The following is a 14,824-nucleotide window of genomic DNA, read 5'->3' on the forward strand; positions in this document are numbered from 1 at the left end:
GACACCCCTGTGCGCCGAGGGTGCAGTTCGGGTCGTCCGGACGCCCCCACGACAGCCCGAACTGCACACTCGACGACACCGCACGAGCCGCGAGCGCCCTACGTAGTACCCCCTACGTGCGTTGACCATCGCCCGGGCCTCCCGACAGGCTCGCAGACGTCCCCCTGTAATCGACGAGAGGCACGTGCATGCTCACGGCACGAACGATCCGACGACCAGCGACGGTGCTGGCCCTCCTTGCTCTTCTCCTGACGACGGCCCTCGCGTGGTCGATCGCCGGACCCGCGCCCCGTGCGTCCGCTGCCGAGGTGTGCGCTCCGGCGTGGTCCTCGTCCGCGGTGTACACGGGCGGCGCGGTGGTGTCGAAAGACAACCAGAACTGGAAGGCCGGGTGGTGGACGCAGGGCGAGGCGCCGGGCACCACGGGCCAGTGGGGTGTCTGGCGCGCCCAGGGCGTCTGCGGCCCGACCGGCGGCACCACGGGCGGCACGACGGGTGGGACCACCGGCGGCACCACGGGTGGGACGACCGGTGGCAGCACCGGTGGCGGCACGGGCAGCTTCGTGGTGAGCGAGGCTCAGTTCAACCAGATGTTCCCGAACCGGAACCCGTTCTACACCTACCAGGGCCTGGTCGCGGCGCTCAGCGCCTACCCGCAGTTCGCCACGTCGGGCGGCACCGAGGTCGCCAAGCGTGAGGCCGCGGCCTTCCTCGCGAACATCAACCACGAGACGGGTGGCCTGGTCTACATCAAGGAGAGCAACACCGCGAACTACTCGCACTACTGCGACACGAGCAAGTCGTACGGCTGCCCCGCGGGTCAGTCCGCGTACTACGGCAAGGGCCCCATCCAGCTCTCGTGGAACTACAACTACAAGGCCGCGGGCGACGCCCTGGGCATCGACCTGCTGAACAACCCGTACCTGGTCGAGACCGACCCGGCCGTGGCCTGGAAGACGGGCCTCTGGTACTGGAACACGCAGTCGGGCCCGGGCACCATGTCGGGCCACCAGGCCATCGTCAGCGGCGCGGGCTTCGGTGAGACGATCCGGTCGATCAACGGCACGCTCGAGTGCAACGGTGGCAACCCCGCGCAGGTGCAGAGCCGCATCGCGGCGTTCCAGCGCTTCGCGCAGATCCTCGGCACGACGACGGGGTCGAACCTCACCTGCTGAGTCGTCCCTTCCCTGCCCGACGGCGGAGCGCACCTTCTCCTGGGAGGTGCGCTCCGTCGTCGGGTTCTGCGGGGGGCCGGACCCACGCGTCAGACGACGAGCGGCAGGTGCTCGTGCACCGGTGGGCCGCAGAGCTGTTCGGCGTCGCGAGCCCATCGTTCGAGCATCGGCCGGGCAGCGCCGAGGCTCCACGCGACGAGCTGTGCGGGCGTCGCACGGTGAACGTCGGCATCGTTCCCGGTCCATCGCGGAACGTCGCGGTTCAGCTGGTCGAGCAGCTCCGCGGCGATCCACCCTTCCAGGCTGGCCGGGACGACGACCAGCAGGTCGAGGTCGTCGGCGGCGGCACCGTCCCCTCGCGCGGCCGAACCGACGAGCGCGACGCCGATCTCCGCACGGACCTCGTCGTCCCGCACGACGTCGCACAGCAGGCTCTCGACCCGACGCTGCAGCTCGCGGCGGGGATGGAGCGCCTCGAACAGCCCCTCGATCGCCGGCCAGCACACATGATCGGTGTTGATCCGGTACCACGCGCTGGCCCCCGCGCCCCGACGGCTCACGACCCCCTGCTGCACGAGCCGGGCGAGCGCCTTGCGGACGCCCTCCGACGAACCGGCGTGCGCGACCCGGTGCACCTGCGCTCCCGACAGCTCGTCGTCCTGCCGAGCCCAGAGCCCCCGCAGGACGGCGCCCTCGAGCCCGGGCACGACCGCCGAGACTGGTCGGCTCCAGTCCACGGACTTCCCCTTTCGTGCGGTTCCTCGTGCGCCGTGCCGGGCCGGCCTGCCTCTCGGTGCCGGCAGCCTGCGTGCGCACACAGACGGTGCTGGGGCTGCGCTGGGGGGGGCGGGGGTGATGTTTCGAGAATCGCCCACCATTGTTGGTGATTCTCGAAACAACACCCCGCCCCTGCCGAGCCGCACCACCCGGAGCACCTCCGAGCAGTGTGCCGCCTCGGCAGCGACGCGCGAGCGAGCGCGGCCCGGCCTGTGGACGGCCCACCGAGGTCTGTGGACGACCCCGCCCCGTCAGGCCCCGCAGTCCGTCGCCGCGTACGGCGCGAGGACCTCGACCGGCCCCGACGGTTCGCGCACCGTCACGGTCGCCGCCCCCGCCTCGATAGACGGCACACGGGCGGAGAACGCCTGGTGCGCGCTCTTCCCGGCCCCGAGGGCCGTGAACTTCTTGCTCCCGAACGGCGTCGACACCGCGACGTCCACGGGGTGGTCGCCGCCGTTGAGAGCCCGCACCGAGACCTGCGCCCTGCCCCCGACGCAGCGCGCCGTCGCCTCGACGCCGACCTCGGTCGACGGCACCGACGGCCCGGTCGCGAACTCGACCCGGGTCACGAACACGTCCCCGGCACCGGCGTTGACCGCCCCGAAGGGCGCCCCGAACGTCAGACCGCTCAGCCACACGCCGTCCGCCCCGGGGGCCGCCGCGGCGAACAGGTTCGCGTCGTCCCACTCGTCGGCCCCGTCACGCTCGCGCGTCCCGAGCTGGGTCACGGCCCCGGGCGCACCGTCGGCCGCGAGCGCCAGCGTGAACACGTCCACCCCTCCGACGGGCGTCCCCAGCGAACCGTACGTCGTGCCCACGACGAGCACCGTGCCGTCGGCACCGGCGACACCTGTCACGCCGCGGTCGTCGGTCGCCGTGCCGGTCTGCGTCGTCCACAGCACCTCGCCGCGCGCGTCGAACGCCCGCGCGAACACGTCGTTGTCCCCTGCGGACTCCCCGCCGAGCGCGCCACGCGTGTGCCCCACGGCGACGACCGACCCGTCGGCGCGCGCGACGAGCCCGCTCACCTGGTCGTTGGCCGACGTCGCGACGCCGCGCAACCACTCGAGCTCGCCCGCGCCGTCGTACCGCGCGACCCACCCGTCGTTGGCGCCGGCCGCCTGCGCGCCCGGCATGCCCTGCCCCGCGACCCCGCCGACGTACACGGACCCGTCGGGCCCGGGCGCGACCGCGAGCGCCTTGTCCTCGCCCGCCCCGCCGACCTGGCGCAGCCACAGGAGCTCGCCGCTGGCAGAGACGCGCCCGACGATCGCGTCCTTGTCCCCCGCGCTCGTCCCGCCGGGGACGGTCCCGCTCGTGTACCCGGCGACGTACGCGCCGCCCGCGCCGTCGGACGAGACGGCGTAGAAGCGGTCGGCCGCGGCGGGGTCGCCCGTCTGGAGCGTCCACGCGCGCTCGCCCGTGGCGGTCACGGCCGCGACGAACCCGTCGTCGCGCGTCGAGCCCGGGTGCTTCCCGTCGAGGTCACCCTTGGTGTACCCGGCGACGAGCGTCGTCCCGGCGCGCCCGGCGACCACGCCGTACGCGCGCTCGTCGGCGGCCGTCGCGATCTGGTGCTGCCACTGGGTCGCCCCGTCGGCGTCGCGGCGGGCGAGCACGACGTCGAGGCCGCCCGCGGGCTGCGACCCGGCCCACGCCCCGGCGAGGTTGAGCGCGACGGTCGTGCCGCCGTCGGGCGTGGCGAGGATGCCGCCCGCACGGTCGTCACCCGCGGAGCCGAGCAGCTCGGCGTCCCACGGCACGGTGGGCTCGGTGCGCAGGCGCGAGGACACGTCGACGATCGCCTCGCGGAACGCGGGCTGCCAGACGTCCCAGTCGTGGCCGCCGTTCATGACCCGCAGCTCGGCCGTCACCCCCGGCACGCGGCGCGCGGTGTTGTAGAGCCGGGCGGACTCGAAGTCGATGTCGTGGCTGGCCTCGGCGGGGTCGGGGTTGGCCCACTCGTCGTCGCCGACCGCGACGAACAGGTGCACGGGCAGGGCCGGGTCGAGCGCCGCGAGCGCCGCCGGGTACGAGAGCTCGGTGTACCGCTCGGGCGAGAAAAGCTCGTGCCCGACGCCGTAGCCCCCGTGGTCACGGACGGACGAGTCCGCGGGGGGCTGGGGGACGTACACCGCGGGGCTCAGCACGAGCCCGGCCGAGAACTCGTCCTGGTGCGCGAGGGTCAGGCGCAGCGCGCCCGCCCCGCCCATCGAGTAGCCGCCCACGGCGCGCGCCTCGCGGTCGGCCACGGTCCGGTAGGTCGCGTCGACGTGCCCGACCAGGTCGCGCGTGAGCGCGGTCTCGACCTGGAAGCCTGCACCGGTGCCGGAGTCCGCGGAACCCTCGTAGGCCGAGTCGGTGTACCAGCTCCCCCGGTCGTTCCAGGGCGCGTCGGGCATGACCACGACCAGGGGCTGGATCGCCTCGGTGCCGATGAGCTCGTCGAGGTCGGTCGCGACGCGCTGCCACGCAGCCTGCGTGTCGCCGCGCCCGTGCAGCAGGTAGACGGTCGGGTACCGCTGCTCGGCGTCCTCGTCGTAGCCCGGCGGGAGGTACACCGTGTAGTCGACGGCGCCGCCTGCGCCGAGCGCCTCGGAAGGCGCGCTGCCGGGCACGAGCGTGCCCTGCTCGGCGGCCGCGACGGGCCCGGCGGCGACGAGCGGGAGCCCGACGACGGCGCCGCCCGCTCCCACCACCCCGGCCAGGAGGGCGGCGATCCGCCGTCGTGAGCGAGGGACGCGTGGTGGGGTCGCCGGGAGTGCAGTGGTCATGGTTCTCTCCTTTGAGAAGCAGTTGTGTCACTGAGCCGTTGAGTGCGGAGTTCTTGTGCGACACGCCCGGCGTGTCGCACAAGAACTCCGCACTCAACGATGGGGCTGGGGGTCGCCCGCGACCGCGAGGACCGAGCGCGCGCGCTCGACCATCGCGACGTCGAGGAACGTGCCGTCGGGGAGCGCGATCGCCCCGACCCCGCGCGCGGCCGCGGTGCCGACGCGGTCGAGCACCTCGCGCGCCCGCGAGACCTCGTCGGTGCTCGGGAGGAACGCCTCGCGGATGGGGTCGAGCTGGACGGGGTGGATCGCGGTGCGCCCCAGGAAGCCGAGCGCACGGCCCGCACGGCACGAGGCCACGAGCCCGTCGAGGTCCTTGACGTGCGTGTACGCCGACATGGACGGCGACGGCAGTCCGGCGGCCCGCGCCGCGACCACGAGGCGGCTGCGCACCCAGGCCAGCGCGCCGTCGTCGTCCACGCGCAGGTCCGAGCGCAGGTCTGCCTCGCCGAGGCCGACCGACGCGACCTGGGGCGAGGCGGACGCGATCTCGAACGCGCGCTCGACCCCGAGCGCCGACTCGATCAGCAGGTGCAGGTCACGTCCGGGCAGCGCGGCGGCGAGGTCGCGGACCTCGTCGGCCGACTCGACCTTGGGCACGCGAGCCCCCACGGCGCGAGGCAGCAGCGCGACCGCCGCGACGTCGTCGGCGTGCCAGGGCGTGCCGCGCTGGTTGACGCGCACCTGGACCCGGCGCGAGACCTCGGCCAGCAGCGCCACGGCCTCGCGGCGCGCGGCCTCCTTGGCCGCCGGGGCGACCGCGTCCTCGAGGTCGACGATCGCGACGTCGGCGGACGTCGCGAACGCCTTGGCGACGCGGTCGGGCCGGTCTCCCGGGGCGTAGAGCAGCGTGAGCGGCGGGGTGCTCATACGGCTCCCGCCTCCCGCAGCGCGGCGACGCGCTCGGCGTCGAAGCCCAGCTCGCCCAGCACCTCGTCGGTGTCGGCGCCGTGCGCACGGCCCGTGAACCCGATCACGCCGTCGTGGCCCGAGAGCCGGAACAGCGGGCCCTGCATGAGCATGGGCCCGAGCTCGGGGTCGTCGATCTCGTGGAGCGTGCCAAGGGCCTGGAACTGCGGGTCGCCCACGATGTCCTGCGCGTCGTAGATGGGCGCGACCGCGGCCTGCGCCTCCTCGAACGCCGCCACGACCTCGTCGCGCGTGCGCTGCGCGATCCACCCGCCCACGGCCGCGTCGAGCTCGTCGGCGTGCTGGGCGCGCTCGGCGCCCACCGCGAACCACGGCTCGTCGATGACCTCGGGGTGCCCCACGAGACGCATGACGCGCTCCGCGATCGACTGCGCCGACGTCGAGACCGCGACCCACTGGCCGTCGCTCGTGCGGTACGTGTTGCGCGGCGCGTTGTTCGCCGAACGGTTGCCCGTGCGCGGCTGCACGGTCCGCAGCTGGTCCCAGCGCGTGATCTGCGGCCCGAGCATCGCGAGGATCGGCTCGATGATCGCGGTGTCGACGACCTGGCCGCGCCCCGAGCGCTCCCGGCTCTGGAGCGCGACCATGACCGCGAAAGCGGTCGCGAGCGACGCGACGCCGTCCGCGAGGCCGAACGGTGGCAGCGTCGGCGGGCCGTCCGCCTCGCCCGTCATGGCCGCGAACCCGCTCATGGCCTCGGCGAGCGTCCCGAACCCGGGACGCGACCGGTACGGCCCCACCTGCCCGAACCCGCTGATGCGCGCGAGCACGAGGCGCGGGTTGTGCGCCGAGAGCTCGTCGTAGCCCAGGCCCCAGCGTTCGAGCGTCCCGGGCCGGAAGTTCTCGATCACGACGTCGGCCTCTGCCGCGAGCGCCAGGAAGACCTCGCGGCCCCCGTCGCTCGACAGGTTCACGGTCACGGTCCGCTTGTTGCGGCCGAGCGTCTTCCACCAGAGGTTGACGCCGTCCTTCGCGGCGCCGTGCCCGCGCGACGGGTCGGGCTTGGTGGGGTGCTCGACCTTGATCACGTCGGCGCCCATGTCACCGAGGTGCATGGCCGCCATGGGGCCCGCGAAGAGCGTCGAGGCGTCGACGACCTTGAGCCCCGCGAGCGCACCGTCCTGGGGGTCGCGCGAGACGGTCACGCCGTCACCTCGTCCGTGGTGGCGGCGCCGAGGGTCCACGCGCACCGGAAGCCGATGCTCGCGCTGCGCGCCAGACCCAGGCCCGGCAGGAGCAGCTTGGCGCTGAACTCGGGGCGCTGGACGCCGCCGTCGAAGTACCACTCGGAGCCGACCGACTCGTGGTCCGAGCCGCCCTTGAGCATGACGTACCGCGTGCGGCCGTCGCTGTGCTCGCTCTCCGTCCAGTTCCACACGACGGGGGCACCGCGCAGCAGTCCGCCGGTCTCGCCCGCGAGCTGCCACTCGTCCTCGCTCGGGAGCCGGCCCCCGCGCCACGCGCTGTAGGCGCGCGCGTCGTCGAGGTCGACGAACGTGACGGGCTCGTCCTCGCGCCCCGCGGGCGGTCGCCCGTCGACCCAGTGCGCGAGGAACCGGTGCGGGGTCGCGGGCCGGTAGCCCGTGGTGTCGACGAACGCCGCGAACTCGGCGTTGGTGACCTCGGTGGCCGCGACCGCGACGGGAGCGGCGAGCTCGCCGTCGCGCTGGAGCGTGCGGGGGTCGTGCAGGCGCGGCGAGAGGGGCTTCCACTCCTCGACGTAGGGCGCGCCCTGGTACATCCCCGTCTCGCGGGCGCGGTAGCGCACGGTCAGGACGTAGGGCCCCGCAGGCACGACGACGGCGCCCGCCTCGGCGCCCTGGCCCGCCCCGGTCGTGGCGTGGGTCGGTGCGGCGGCGCCGTCGGGCCGGGCGGCGCCGTCGGGCCCGGACGCCGGGGCCCGCGGCACGATCCGGCGCGCGAGGCGGTGCGGGAACCGTGCGTCCGCGCTCGGCGCACGGTGCCGCATGTCCTCGACCAGGCCGGGGAGCCAGTCGGGCTCCTCGGCGCCGGGCGCGACGTGCACGAGCGCGGCGATGCCTCGCCCAGGGATGGTGGGCCCGGTCAGGTCGATCAGGCGGCCGGCGGGGGCGTCCGTGAGGACCGGGCCCGTCCAGTCGTCCTCGCCGCGGTTGACGAGCGTCCACAGCGAGACGCCGTCGCGGGAGAACAGGGACGCGTGGACGCCTGCCTCGCGCGCCTCGGGGGCGAGGTCCGTGAGCGGGGTCCACTCGCCGTCGAGCAGCAGGTCCTTGGCGGCGCGCTGGACCGTGACCATGCGGCGCAGGGTCGCGGCGTCGCGCTCGCTCCACCCGACCCACACCCCGAACACGACCTCCCACACCATGACGCCCACGCCGTTGATCCAGGCGGACTGGAGCTCGTCGGTGTGGTCGCGGTTCCAGCGGCGCACGTGGTGCTGCATGTGGCGGCGCTCGTACCAGTGCGCGCGCAGCACGCCCGGCACGGACGAGTCGGCGAAGAACTGCGCCCACGACGACGAGTGGTCCTCGATGCGCTCGACCGCGAGCTTGGACTCGCCCTCCAGGACGATGCCCGGCCGGGCGGCCTCGAGCCGCTCGACGAGCTCGGGCTCGGCCTTCTTGAGGGTGTCGAGGAAGACGCCGTCGGCGGGAAGGTCCGCGACGACGGCGGCGAGCTCGGTCAGGTCGTCCTCGCCGCGGCGCGTGCCCGTGTCCCACGGGTTGTAGTCGACGAACACGTGCAGGCCCGCGGCGTGCAGGGCCGCGACCAGGCCGCCCGGCCCCGTGAGGCCTGGGACGTCACGGTAGAAGTCCCACTGGTTGCGGTCGTCGATCCCGATCACCGGGTACGCGTGCCACAGCACCACGGCGTCGAGGTCCGCGAAGCGCTCTCGCGCGTCGGCCAGGAAGCGCTCGGGCGTGAAGCGGTTCTCCTCGAACGAGTAGAGCAGCTCGTCCCACAGCCAGACCTGCGCGATCGTGAAGCAGCTCGCGGCCCACGCAGCCTGGGGCCGCTCGTAGACGGCGCCCGTGAAGCCGTGGCGCTCGCGCGCGTCGGTGCGCCACGCCTCGAGCCGCTCGCGCCACGCGGCCCACTGCGCGGGGTCGTCGGGCGCGGCGAAGATCTTCGCCTGGTCGAGCGCGGCGAGGGCCTGCGTGGCGTCGGTGGTGCCGTCGGTGGCTTCGGTGGCGGCGTCGAGCGGGACGACCGTCGGGAGGTCGATGGGGCGGGGGACGAGCGGGTCGAACGTGTAGCTCATGGCTGCTGCTCCGGGTGCGCGAAGGTGGTGACCTCGTCGGCCGTGGGGACGGCGTCCTGGGCCCCGGGCCGGGTCACGGCCAGGGCACCAGCGAACGAGGCGGTCCGGGCGGCGTCCACGAGGGTGGACCCGCCCGCGAGGGCGGCGGCGAGCACGCCGCAGAAGGTGTCGCCCGCGCCGGTCGTGTCGACCGCGTCGACGCGCGGGGCCGGGACGCGGACGGGCGCCGAGCCGCGCTGGGCGACGAGGCACCCTGCACCACCGAGCGTCACGACGACGGCGGGCACCTTGGCGAGCAGGGCCGCGGCCAGGTGCTCGGCGGCGTCGACGGGGTCCGTGGGGGTGGCCGGGCCGGCGGCCTCCCCCGCGAGGTCGCGCGCCTCGTGCTCGTTGACGATCAGCAGGTCGAGCGCGGCCCACATCGCGTCGGGCAGGTCACGGGACGGTGCGGCGTTGAGCGCGAGCACGGCCCCCGGCCGGCGGGCGGCACCCGCGGCGAGGACGACGTCGAGCGGGATCTCGAGCTGCGCCAGGACGACGTCCGCTGCGCCGATCCGCTCGGCCTGCTCCGGGCCGATGCGCACGTGCGAGTTCGCTCCAGGGGCGACGACGATCGCGTTCTCGCCGTCGGGCGAGACGGTGATGAGCGCGGTGCCCGTGGGCGCCGCGGTGCGTCCGACGAGGTCGGTACGCACCCCTGCGCCGTCGAGCGAGGCAAGCAGCAGCTCGCCCGACTCGTCGCGGCCGAGGGCCCCGACGAACGTCGTGTCGGCGCCGCCCGCCCTGGCCGCGGCGACGGCTTGGTTGGCCCCCTTGCCGCCAGTGCTGCGGCGCAGGTCGCCGCCGAGGATCGTCTCGCCGCCGCCAGGGTGGCGGGGCACGTCGACCACGAGGTCGACGTTGGCCGAGCCGACGACGACGACGCTCCCCCGGTGCGTGCTCGGGTCGGGGCTCATGCGCCGGCCCTCGCAGTGTCGGCAGGGTCGGCAGGGTCGGCAGGGTCGGCAGGGTCGGCCACCGGGACCACCGCTTCCGTGAGCCGCAGCGCGAGCGTCCGGGCGACGAGGTCGTCGATGCGCTGCTCCCCGCCGGGGAGCGAGGTCGCGATGCGACCGTCGATCGGCGCGGTCCATGCCTGACCGATCCCGTCGGTCCCGAGCAGGGCCCCGACGACGCCGCCCACGGTCGCGGCCGCCGAGTCGGTGTCCCAGCCCGCGGTGACCGCGATCGAGACGCTCGTCCCGAAGTCCCCCGCGCCCTTGGTCAGGGCGTACGCGATCACGGCCGCGTTGTTGAGCACGTGGACCCAGTGCAGGTCCCCGTACGCGGCGTGGATCCGGTCGAGGCCGACGCTCACGTCGCCGTCCTGCGCGGCCTCGCGGCCCAGGCGCACGGCCTGCGCGATCCGGCTGCCGGGAGGGAGCACGGTCTGGGCCGCGTCGAGCACGTCCTCGACGCTCGCGCAGACCATCGACGCCGACGCGAGGGCCGCGGCCCACATGGCGCCGTAGACGCCGTTGCGCGTGTGGCTCAGGCGCGCGTCGACCCATGCGAGGTACGCCGCGCCCCGGACGTCGCCCGGGGCGACCCACCCGAGCACGTCGGTGCGGATGAGCGCACCGATCCACTCGCGGAACGGGTTCTGGTGCGTCGCGGTCTCGGGCACGGGACGCGCGTCGAGGATGTTGCGGTACGCCGCGCGCTCCGCGGTGAAGACGCGCCCTGCGGGCAGGTTGTCGAGCCAGAGCTGGGCGACGTCGTCGGTCGTGAAGCCCGGGCCGTGCTTCTCGAGCAGGGCGAGCGCGAGGATCGGGTAGTTGAGGTCGTCGTCCTCGGGCATCCCGTCGATGTTCTCCTCGAGCGAGGTCGGGGCGCTGCGCCGGTTCCAGGGCCAGCGCGCCGCGACGTCGTCGGGCAGCCCGACCGCCGTGAACCACGTGGCGAGGGGCCAGCGGCCAGTGGCCCGCAGGATCTCCTCGATGCCCTGGCGCGGGATCTTCTCGACGGGCTTGCCCAGCAGGCACCCTGCCGAGCGCCCGGTCCAGGCGCCGTGCACGCGGCGGGCGAGCTCGCCGTCGGGCACCGCGGGGAGAGCCGGGGGCGCCGGGAGGAGCGCGGCGATCTGCGCCCACTCGTCCGGCTCGTCCGGGGCCGGTGCCGCGGGCAGGGCGTCGAGCTCGTCGAGGAGCTCGCGTGCCAGGGCGCGCAGCGCCGGGGGCGCGGGCACGGGGCCCGCGCCGCTCACGGCCGGGACCGTGTCGCCGCCCGCCGCGGTCCACCGTGCGACGACTCCGGAGACGTCCTTGCCCTCGATCGTCGACTGGACGAGCTCGTGCGCGAGCAGGTCCTCGGGCTGAGCCCAGGTGAGTCTCACGCCGGGGCTCCCACCGTCGCGGCCTCGATCTCGTCGAGGGCCAGGAGGCGGGCCTTCGCGGCCTCGCGGTCGGCGCGCAGGATGTCGCCCGCGACCTGCCCCATGAGGCGCCCGGTCGCACGGACGTCGGTGCGGCTCGCGCGCTCGATCTCGTCGAGCCACTCGGTCGGCACGACCTCGGTCCCACCGATCCCCGCCGTGATCGCACCCGCCATGACGGCGATCGAGTCGGCGTCGCGCCCGTAGTTGACCGCGCCGAGCACCGCACCGCGGAAGTCGCCGCGGTGGCCCAGCACGAACCCGAGCGCCGCGGGCAGCTCCTCGATGGCCTTGGTGCGCGAGGGGCGCCGCGCGTCCATCGACATCTGCCGGTACTCGGGGCCCACCGAGTCGAAGGGGGCCACGACCTCGCGGATCTTGCGCGCCAGGGCACGCTCCTCCTCGTCGGTCGTGGGGACCGTGGTCCAGCCGTCGAACGCGTCGACGACCGCGCGCAACGCGGCGAGCGTCCCGTCGTGCGCGACGTCGAGCGCGGACGCCACGACGTCCTCGACCGTCGCGCCGGGGGCGACCGCCGCGGCGACCATGGCGGCGAAGACGCCCGCGGCCTCGCGACCGTAGCTCGCCTGGTGGGCACCGGTCAGGTCGATCGCCTCGGCGTACGCGCCGCGCGGGTCACCCGCGTTGGCCAGCCCCACGGGGGCCACGTACATGGCCGCGCCGCAGTTGACGATGTTCCCGACCCCGGCCTCGCGCGGGTCGACGTGCCCGTAGTGGAGCCGCGCGACGATCCACTTCTCCGCGAGGAACACGCGCTGCAGCAGCAGCGCGGTCGACTCGAGCTCGGGGATCCAGCGGGGCTCGCCGATCATGAGCGGGACCAGGTCCTCGGCCACGGCGTACGCGTCGAGGTGCGCCCGTCGCTTGGCGTAGACCTCGACGAGCGCCTGGGTCATGAGGGTGTCGTCCGTGATGTGGCCGTCGCCCTTGTGGTAGGGCGCGATGGGGCGGGCGTCCTGCCAGTTCGGGTAGAACGGCCCGACGATGCCGGTGACCCGTCCGCCGTGACGCTCCTCGATCTGCTCCGGGGTCCACCCCTCGGTCGCCCCACCCAGCGCGTCGCCGACGGCTGCGCCGGTGATCACCGCCACTGCCTTCTCGTCCAGCCAGCTCACGAGGTCACTCCCTGTCGTTCGTCGTTCTGCGTCCGGGCGGCTCGCGGCCACCCGTGGTCGTCGTCCGTGCGGACGGCCGGTCTGCCCGGCCGTCCGCACGGGTTGCACTACTTGGTGATCTCTTCCCAGCCGGCCGTCAGCTCGGTGGCCACGCCGTCGGCGTCGATCTCCTGCGCGAGGAAGCGCTGGTAGGCCGGTGTCGCGACCGTGTCCTTCCACTGCGCGTAGGCGTCGACGAAGAGGTACGGCGCGGACACGAGGTGCTGACCCGAGGACAGGATGACGTCCCAGCCGTTCTCGGTGCCGAGCCTGGCCGCGAGGGCCTCCTGCGCGGACGTCGTCGCGGGGATGAGGGCGTCGGCCTCGTTGAGGGCGGCCAGGTTGTCGGTCTGCGTGAAGAACTCGATGAACTCCGCGGACTCCTCGACGTGCTCGGAGTCGATGTTCACGGACAGGGTCTGCGGGTTGGCGGCCTGCTGCGCGCCCTCCGACCCCTCGAGCGGCGGGAGCACGATCCAGTCGAAGCCCTCGGGGGCGTCGGTCGCGATGTTCGCGGCCTGGAACGAGCCCTGGATCGTCATGGCGACCTGCCCGGCGTAGAACGTCGCGAGCGTCTCCGAACCGGTCTGGCTCAGCGTCACCGGCAGGATCGACCTGTCCTCGAACGCCATGGCGTCCACGAGGTTCGGCACGGCCATCTCGCCCTCGCCGACCGTCAGCGTCGCGTCCGCGCCGCTGCCCTCGAAGTAGGTGCCGCCGAAGCCGGGCGCGAAGGACATGTACGCGGCGGTGGGGCTCTTGAGGCCCCAGCCCAGGCCGTACGTGCCGTCCTTGGTCGTGGCCTGCGCGATGGCGCGCATCTCGTCCCACGTCATGGTCTCGCCCGTGGGGATCGCGACGCCCGCGGCGTCGAGCAGCGTCTTGTTCGCGAACACCATGTAGGACTGGAGCTCGGTGGGGTACGCGATGACCTTGTCGTCGACCGTGACCGCGTCGAGGATGCCCTCGGGGACGTCCGCGCGGAACTCGTCGGACATGTACTCGGAGAGGTCGGCCAGGTAGCCGTCCGCCGCGAAGGGCACGATGCTCGCGGCCTCGTAGTGGATGATGTCCGGCGCCGCACCACCGTTGAACTGCGTGATGAGCTTGTCGTAGATGCCGTCCCACCCCGCGGGGACGATCTCGACCTGGACGTCGGGGTTGGCCTCGTTCCAGTCGGAGACGATGCTCTCGGTCGCGGCGATGGCCGCGGGCTGGTCGGACAGCGACTGGAACTTCAGCGTGATCGGGCCGGAGTCTCCACCGTCGGCGCCACCGCTGTCTCCGCCGCTTCCGCAAGCGGTGAGGAACAGGGTGCCGATCGTGAGGCATGCGGCGATGGACGCACCACGAGTCTTCATGTGTCTGCCTTTCTGAGGCGTGGGGGTCGTGCGGGTGGGGTGGGTGGGACGGGTTCCGTCGAGGCGGTGGCGCACTGCGCTCACCCCTTGACGGCACCGGACAGGAGTCCGCCGGTGAGCCTTTTCTGCATGATCGAGAAGAAGACGATGCTGGGGATCGCGGCCAGCACGGCGCCCGCCGCGAGCGGGCCGAGGGCGACCTTGCCCTCGCCGCCGATGAACATCTTGAGCGTGATCGGCAGCGTGTAGTTCTCGGGCGACTGGAGCAGCACGAGCGCGAAGAAGAACTCGTTCCACGACGACACGAAGCTGAACATCGCGGTCGCGACGACGCCCGGCATGAGGAGCGGGAAGACGATCTGGCGGAGCACCGTCAGGCGGCTCGCGCCGTCCATCGAGCCCGCCTCCTCGAGCTCGATCGGGATCGAGCTCACGTAGCCCTGCAGCATCCACAGCGCGAACGGCAGCGTGTACGTCGTGTGCACCAGGGTCAGGCCGACGAGGCTGTCGGTCAGGCCGATGGTCCGCAGGATGAGGAACAGCGGCAGGATGATGAGGATGACCGGGAAGACCTGGCTGACCAGGATCCACCCGACGCCCATGCCGCGGACCAGGCCCTTGAGCCGGGCCAGGACGTACGCGCCGGGCAGCGCGATGAGGAGCACGAGCGCGGTCGAGACGAGCGCGACGATCGCGGAGTTCCACGCCGAGCGCACGAGGCCCTGGCGTTCGAGCGCAGCCGAGTAGTTGCCCCACTCGACGTCCTGCGGGATCAGGCTCACGGTGAGCGAGTTGAGCTCCCCCGACGACTTGAGCGACGCCGAGATGAGCCACAGCAGCGGGAAGCCGAGGAAGACGATGTAGAAGCACAGCGCCACGTACTGGGCCGGCCGGACGAGATGACGCATCAGA

11 protein-coding genes are annotated in these 14,824 nt (G+C 73.7%); 1 reads left to right on the plus strand and 10 read right to left on the minus strand.

Annotation, left to right across the window (positions count from 1 at the left end):
- Nucleotides 1–188 precede the first annotated feature (188 nt).
- Nucleotides 189–1,175: a glycoside hydrolase family 19 protein gene (locus tag IE95_RS0108765; protein WP_030151247.1), complete on the plus strand. Its 987-nt coding sequence runs from the start codon at nucleotides 189–191 to the stop codon at nucleotides 1,173–1,175.
- Between the two features lie 89 nt (nucleotides 1,176–1,264).
- Here the strand turns inward: IE95_RS0108765 and IE95_RS0108770 are convergent, their stop codons facing one another.
- From IE95_RS0108770 to IE95_RS0108815, 10 genes are all read right to left on the minus strand, one after another.
- Nucleotides 1,265–1,912 (minus strand): nucleotidyltransferase domain-containing protein, encoded by a 648-nt coding sequence (locus IE95_RS0108770; RefSeq protein WP_030151248.1) that lies wholly within the window; start codon nucleotides 1,910–1,912, stop codon nucleotides 1,265–1,267.
- Nucleotides 1,913–2,203: 291 nt separating this feature from the next.
- Nucleotides 2,204–4,729, minus strand: coding sequence for an alpha/beta hydrolase-fold protein (locus IE95_RS0108775; protein WP_129429534.1), 2,526 nt, complete (start codon nucleotides 4,727–4,729; stop codon nucleotides 2,204–2,206).
- Between the two features lie 93 nt (nucleotides 4,730–4,822).
- Nucleotides 4,823–5,659: an HpcH/HpaI aldolase/citrate lyase family protein gene (locus IE95_RS0108780; RefSeq protein ID WP_030151250.1), complete on the minus strand. Its 837-nt coding sequence runs from the start codon at nucleotides 5,657–5,659 to the stop codon at nucleotides 4,823–4,825.
- Entirely contained in the window at nucleotides 5,656–6,864 is a 1,209-nt protein-coding gene (locus IE95_RS0108785; protein ID WP_030151251.1) for a CaiB/BaiF CoA transferase family protein, read from the minus strand. The genes IE95_RS0108780 and IE95_RS0108785 overlap by 4 nt, the downstream gene beginning before the upstream one ends.
- Nucleotides 6,861–8,963, minus strand: a complete 2,103-nt coding sequence (locus IE95_RS0108790) for an SUMF1/EgtB/PvdO family nonheme iron enzyme (protein ID WP_030151252.1) — start codon at nucleotides 8,961–8,963, stop codon at nucleotides 6,861–6,863. Before IE95_RS0108790 ends, IE95_RS0108785 begins: the two co-directional genes overlap by 4 nt.
- Nucleotides 8,960–9,919: a ribokinase gene (locus tag IE95_RS0108795; protein WP_030151253.1), complete on the minus strand. Its 960-nt coding sequence runs from the start codon at nucleotides 9,917–9,919 to the stop codon at nucleotides 8,960–8,962. Before IE95_RS0108795 ends, IE95_RS0108790 begins: the two co-directional genes overlap by 4 nt.
- Complete coding sequence (locus tag IE95_RS0108800; RefSeq protein WP_084689988.1) at nucleotides 9,916–11,337, minus strand: ADP-ribosylglycohydrolase family protein; 1,422 nt, start codon at nucleotides 11,335–11,337, stop codon at nucleotides 9,916–9,918. The genes IE95_RS0108795 and IE95_RS0108800 overlap by 4 nt, the downstream gene beginning before the upstream one ends.
- Nucleotides 11,334–12,512, minus strand: coding sequence for an ADP-ribosylglycohydrolase family protein (locus IE95_RS0108805; RefSeq protein WP_030151255.1), 1,179 nt, complete (start codon nucleotides 12,510–12,512; stop codon nucleotides 11,334–11,336). Before IE95_RS0108805 ends, IE95_RS0108800 begins: the two co-directional genes overlap by 4 nt.
- 107 nt (nucleotides 12,513–12,619) lie before the next feature.
- Nucleotides 12,620–13,912, minus strand: coding sequence for an ABC transporter substrate-binding protein (locus IE95_RS0108810; RefSeq protein ID WP_030151256.1), 1,293 nt, complete (start codon nucleotides 13,910–13,912; stop codon nucleotides 12,620–12,622).
- A gap of 80 nt (nucleotides 13,913–13,992) precedes the next feature.
- Nucleotides 13,993–14,820: a carbohydrate ABC transporter permease gene (locus IE95_RS0108815; RefSeq protein WP_030151257.1), complete on the minus strand. Its 828-nt coding sequence runs from the start codon at nucleotides 14,818–14,820 to the stop codon at nucleotides 13,993–13,995.
- Between the last annotated feature and the right edge of the window lie 4 nt (nucleotides 14,821–14,824).

The sequence above is a fragment of the Oerskovia turbata genome, from assembly GCF_000718325.1.
Lineage (GTDB): Bacteria > Actinomycetota > Actinomycetes > Actinomycetales > Cellulomonadaceae > Oerskovia > Oerskovia turbata.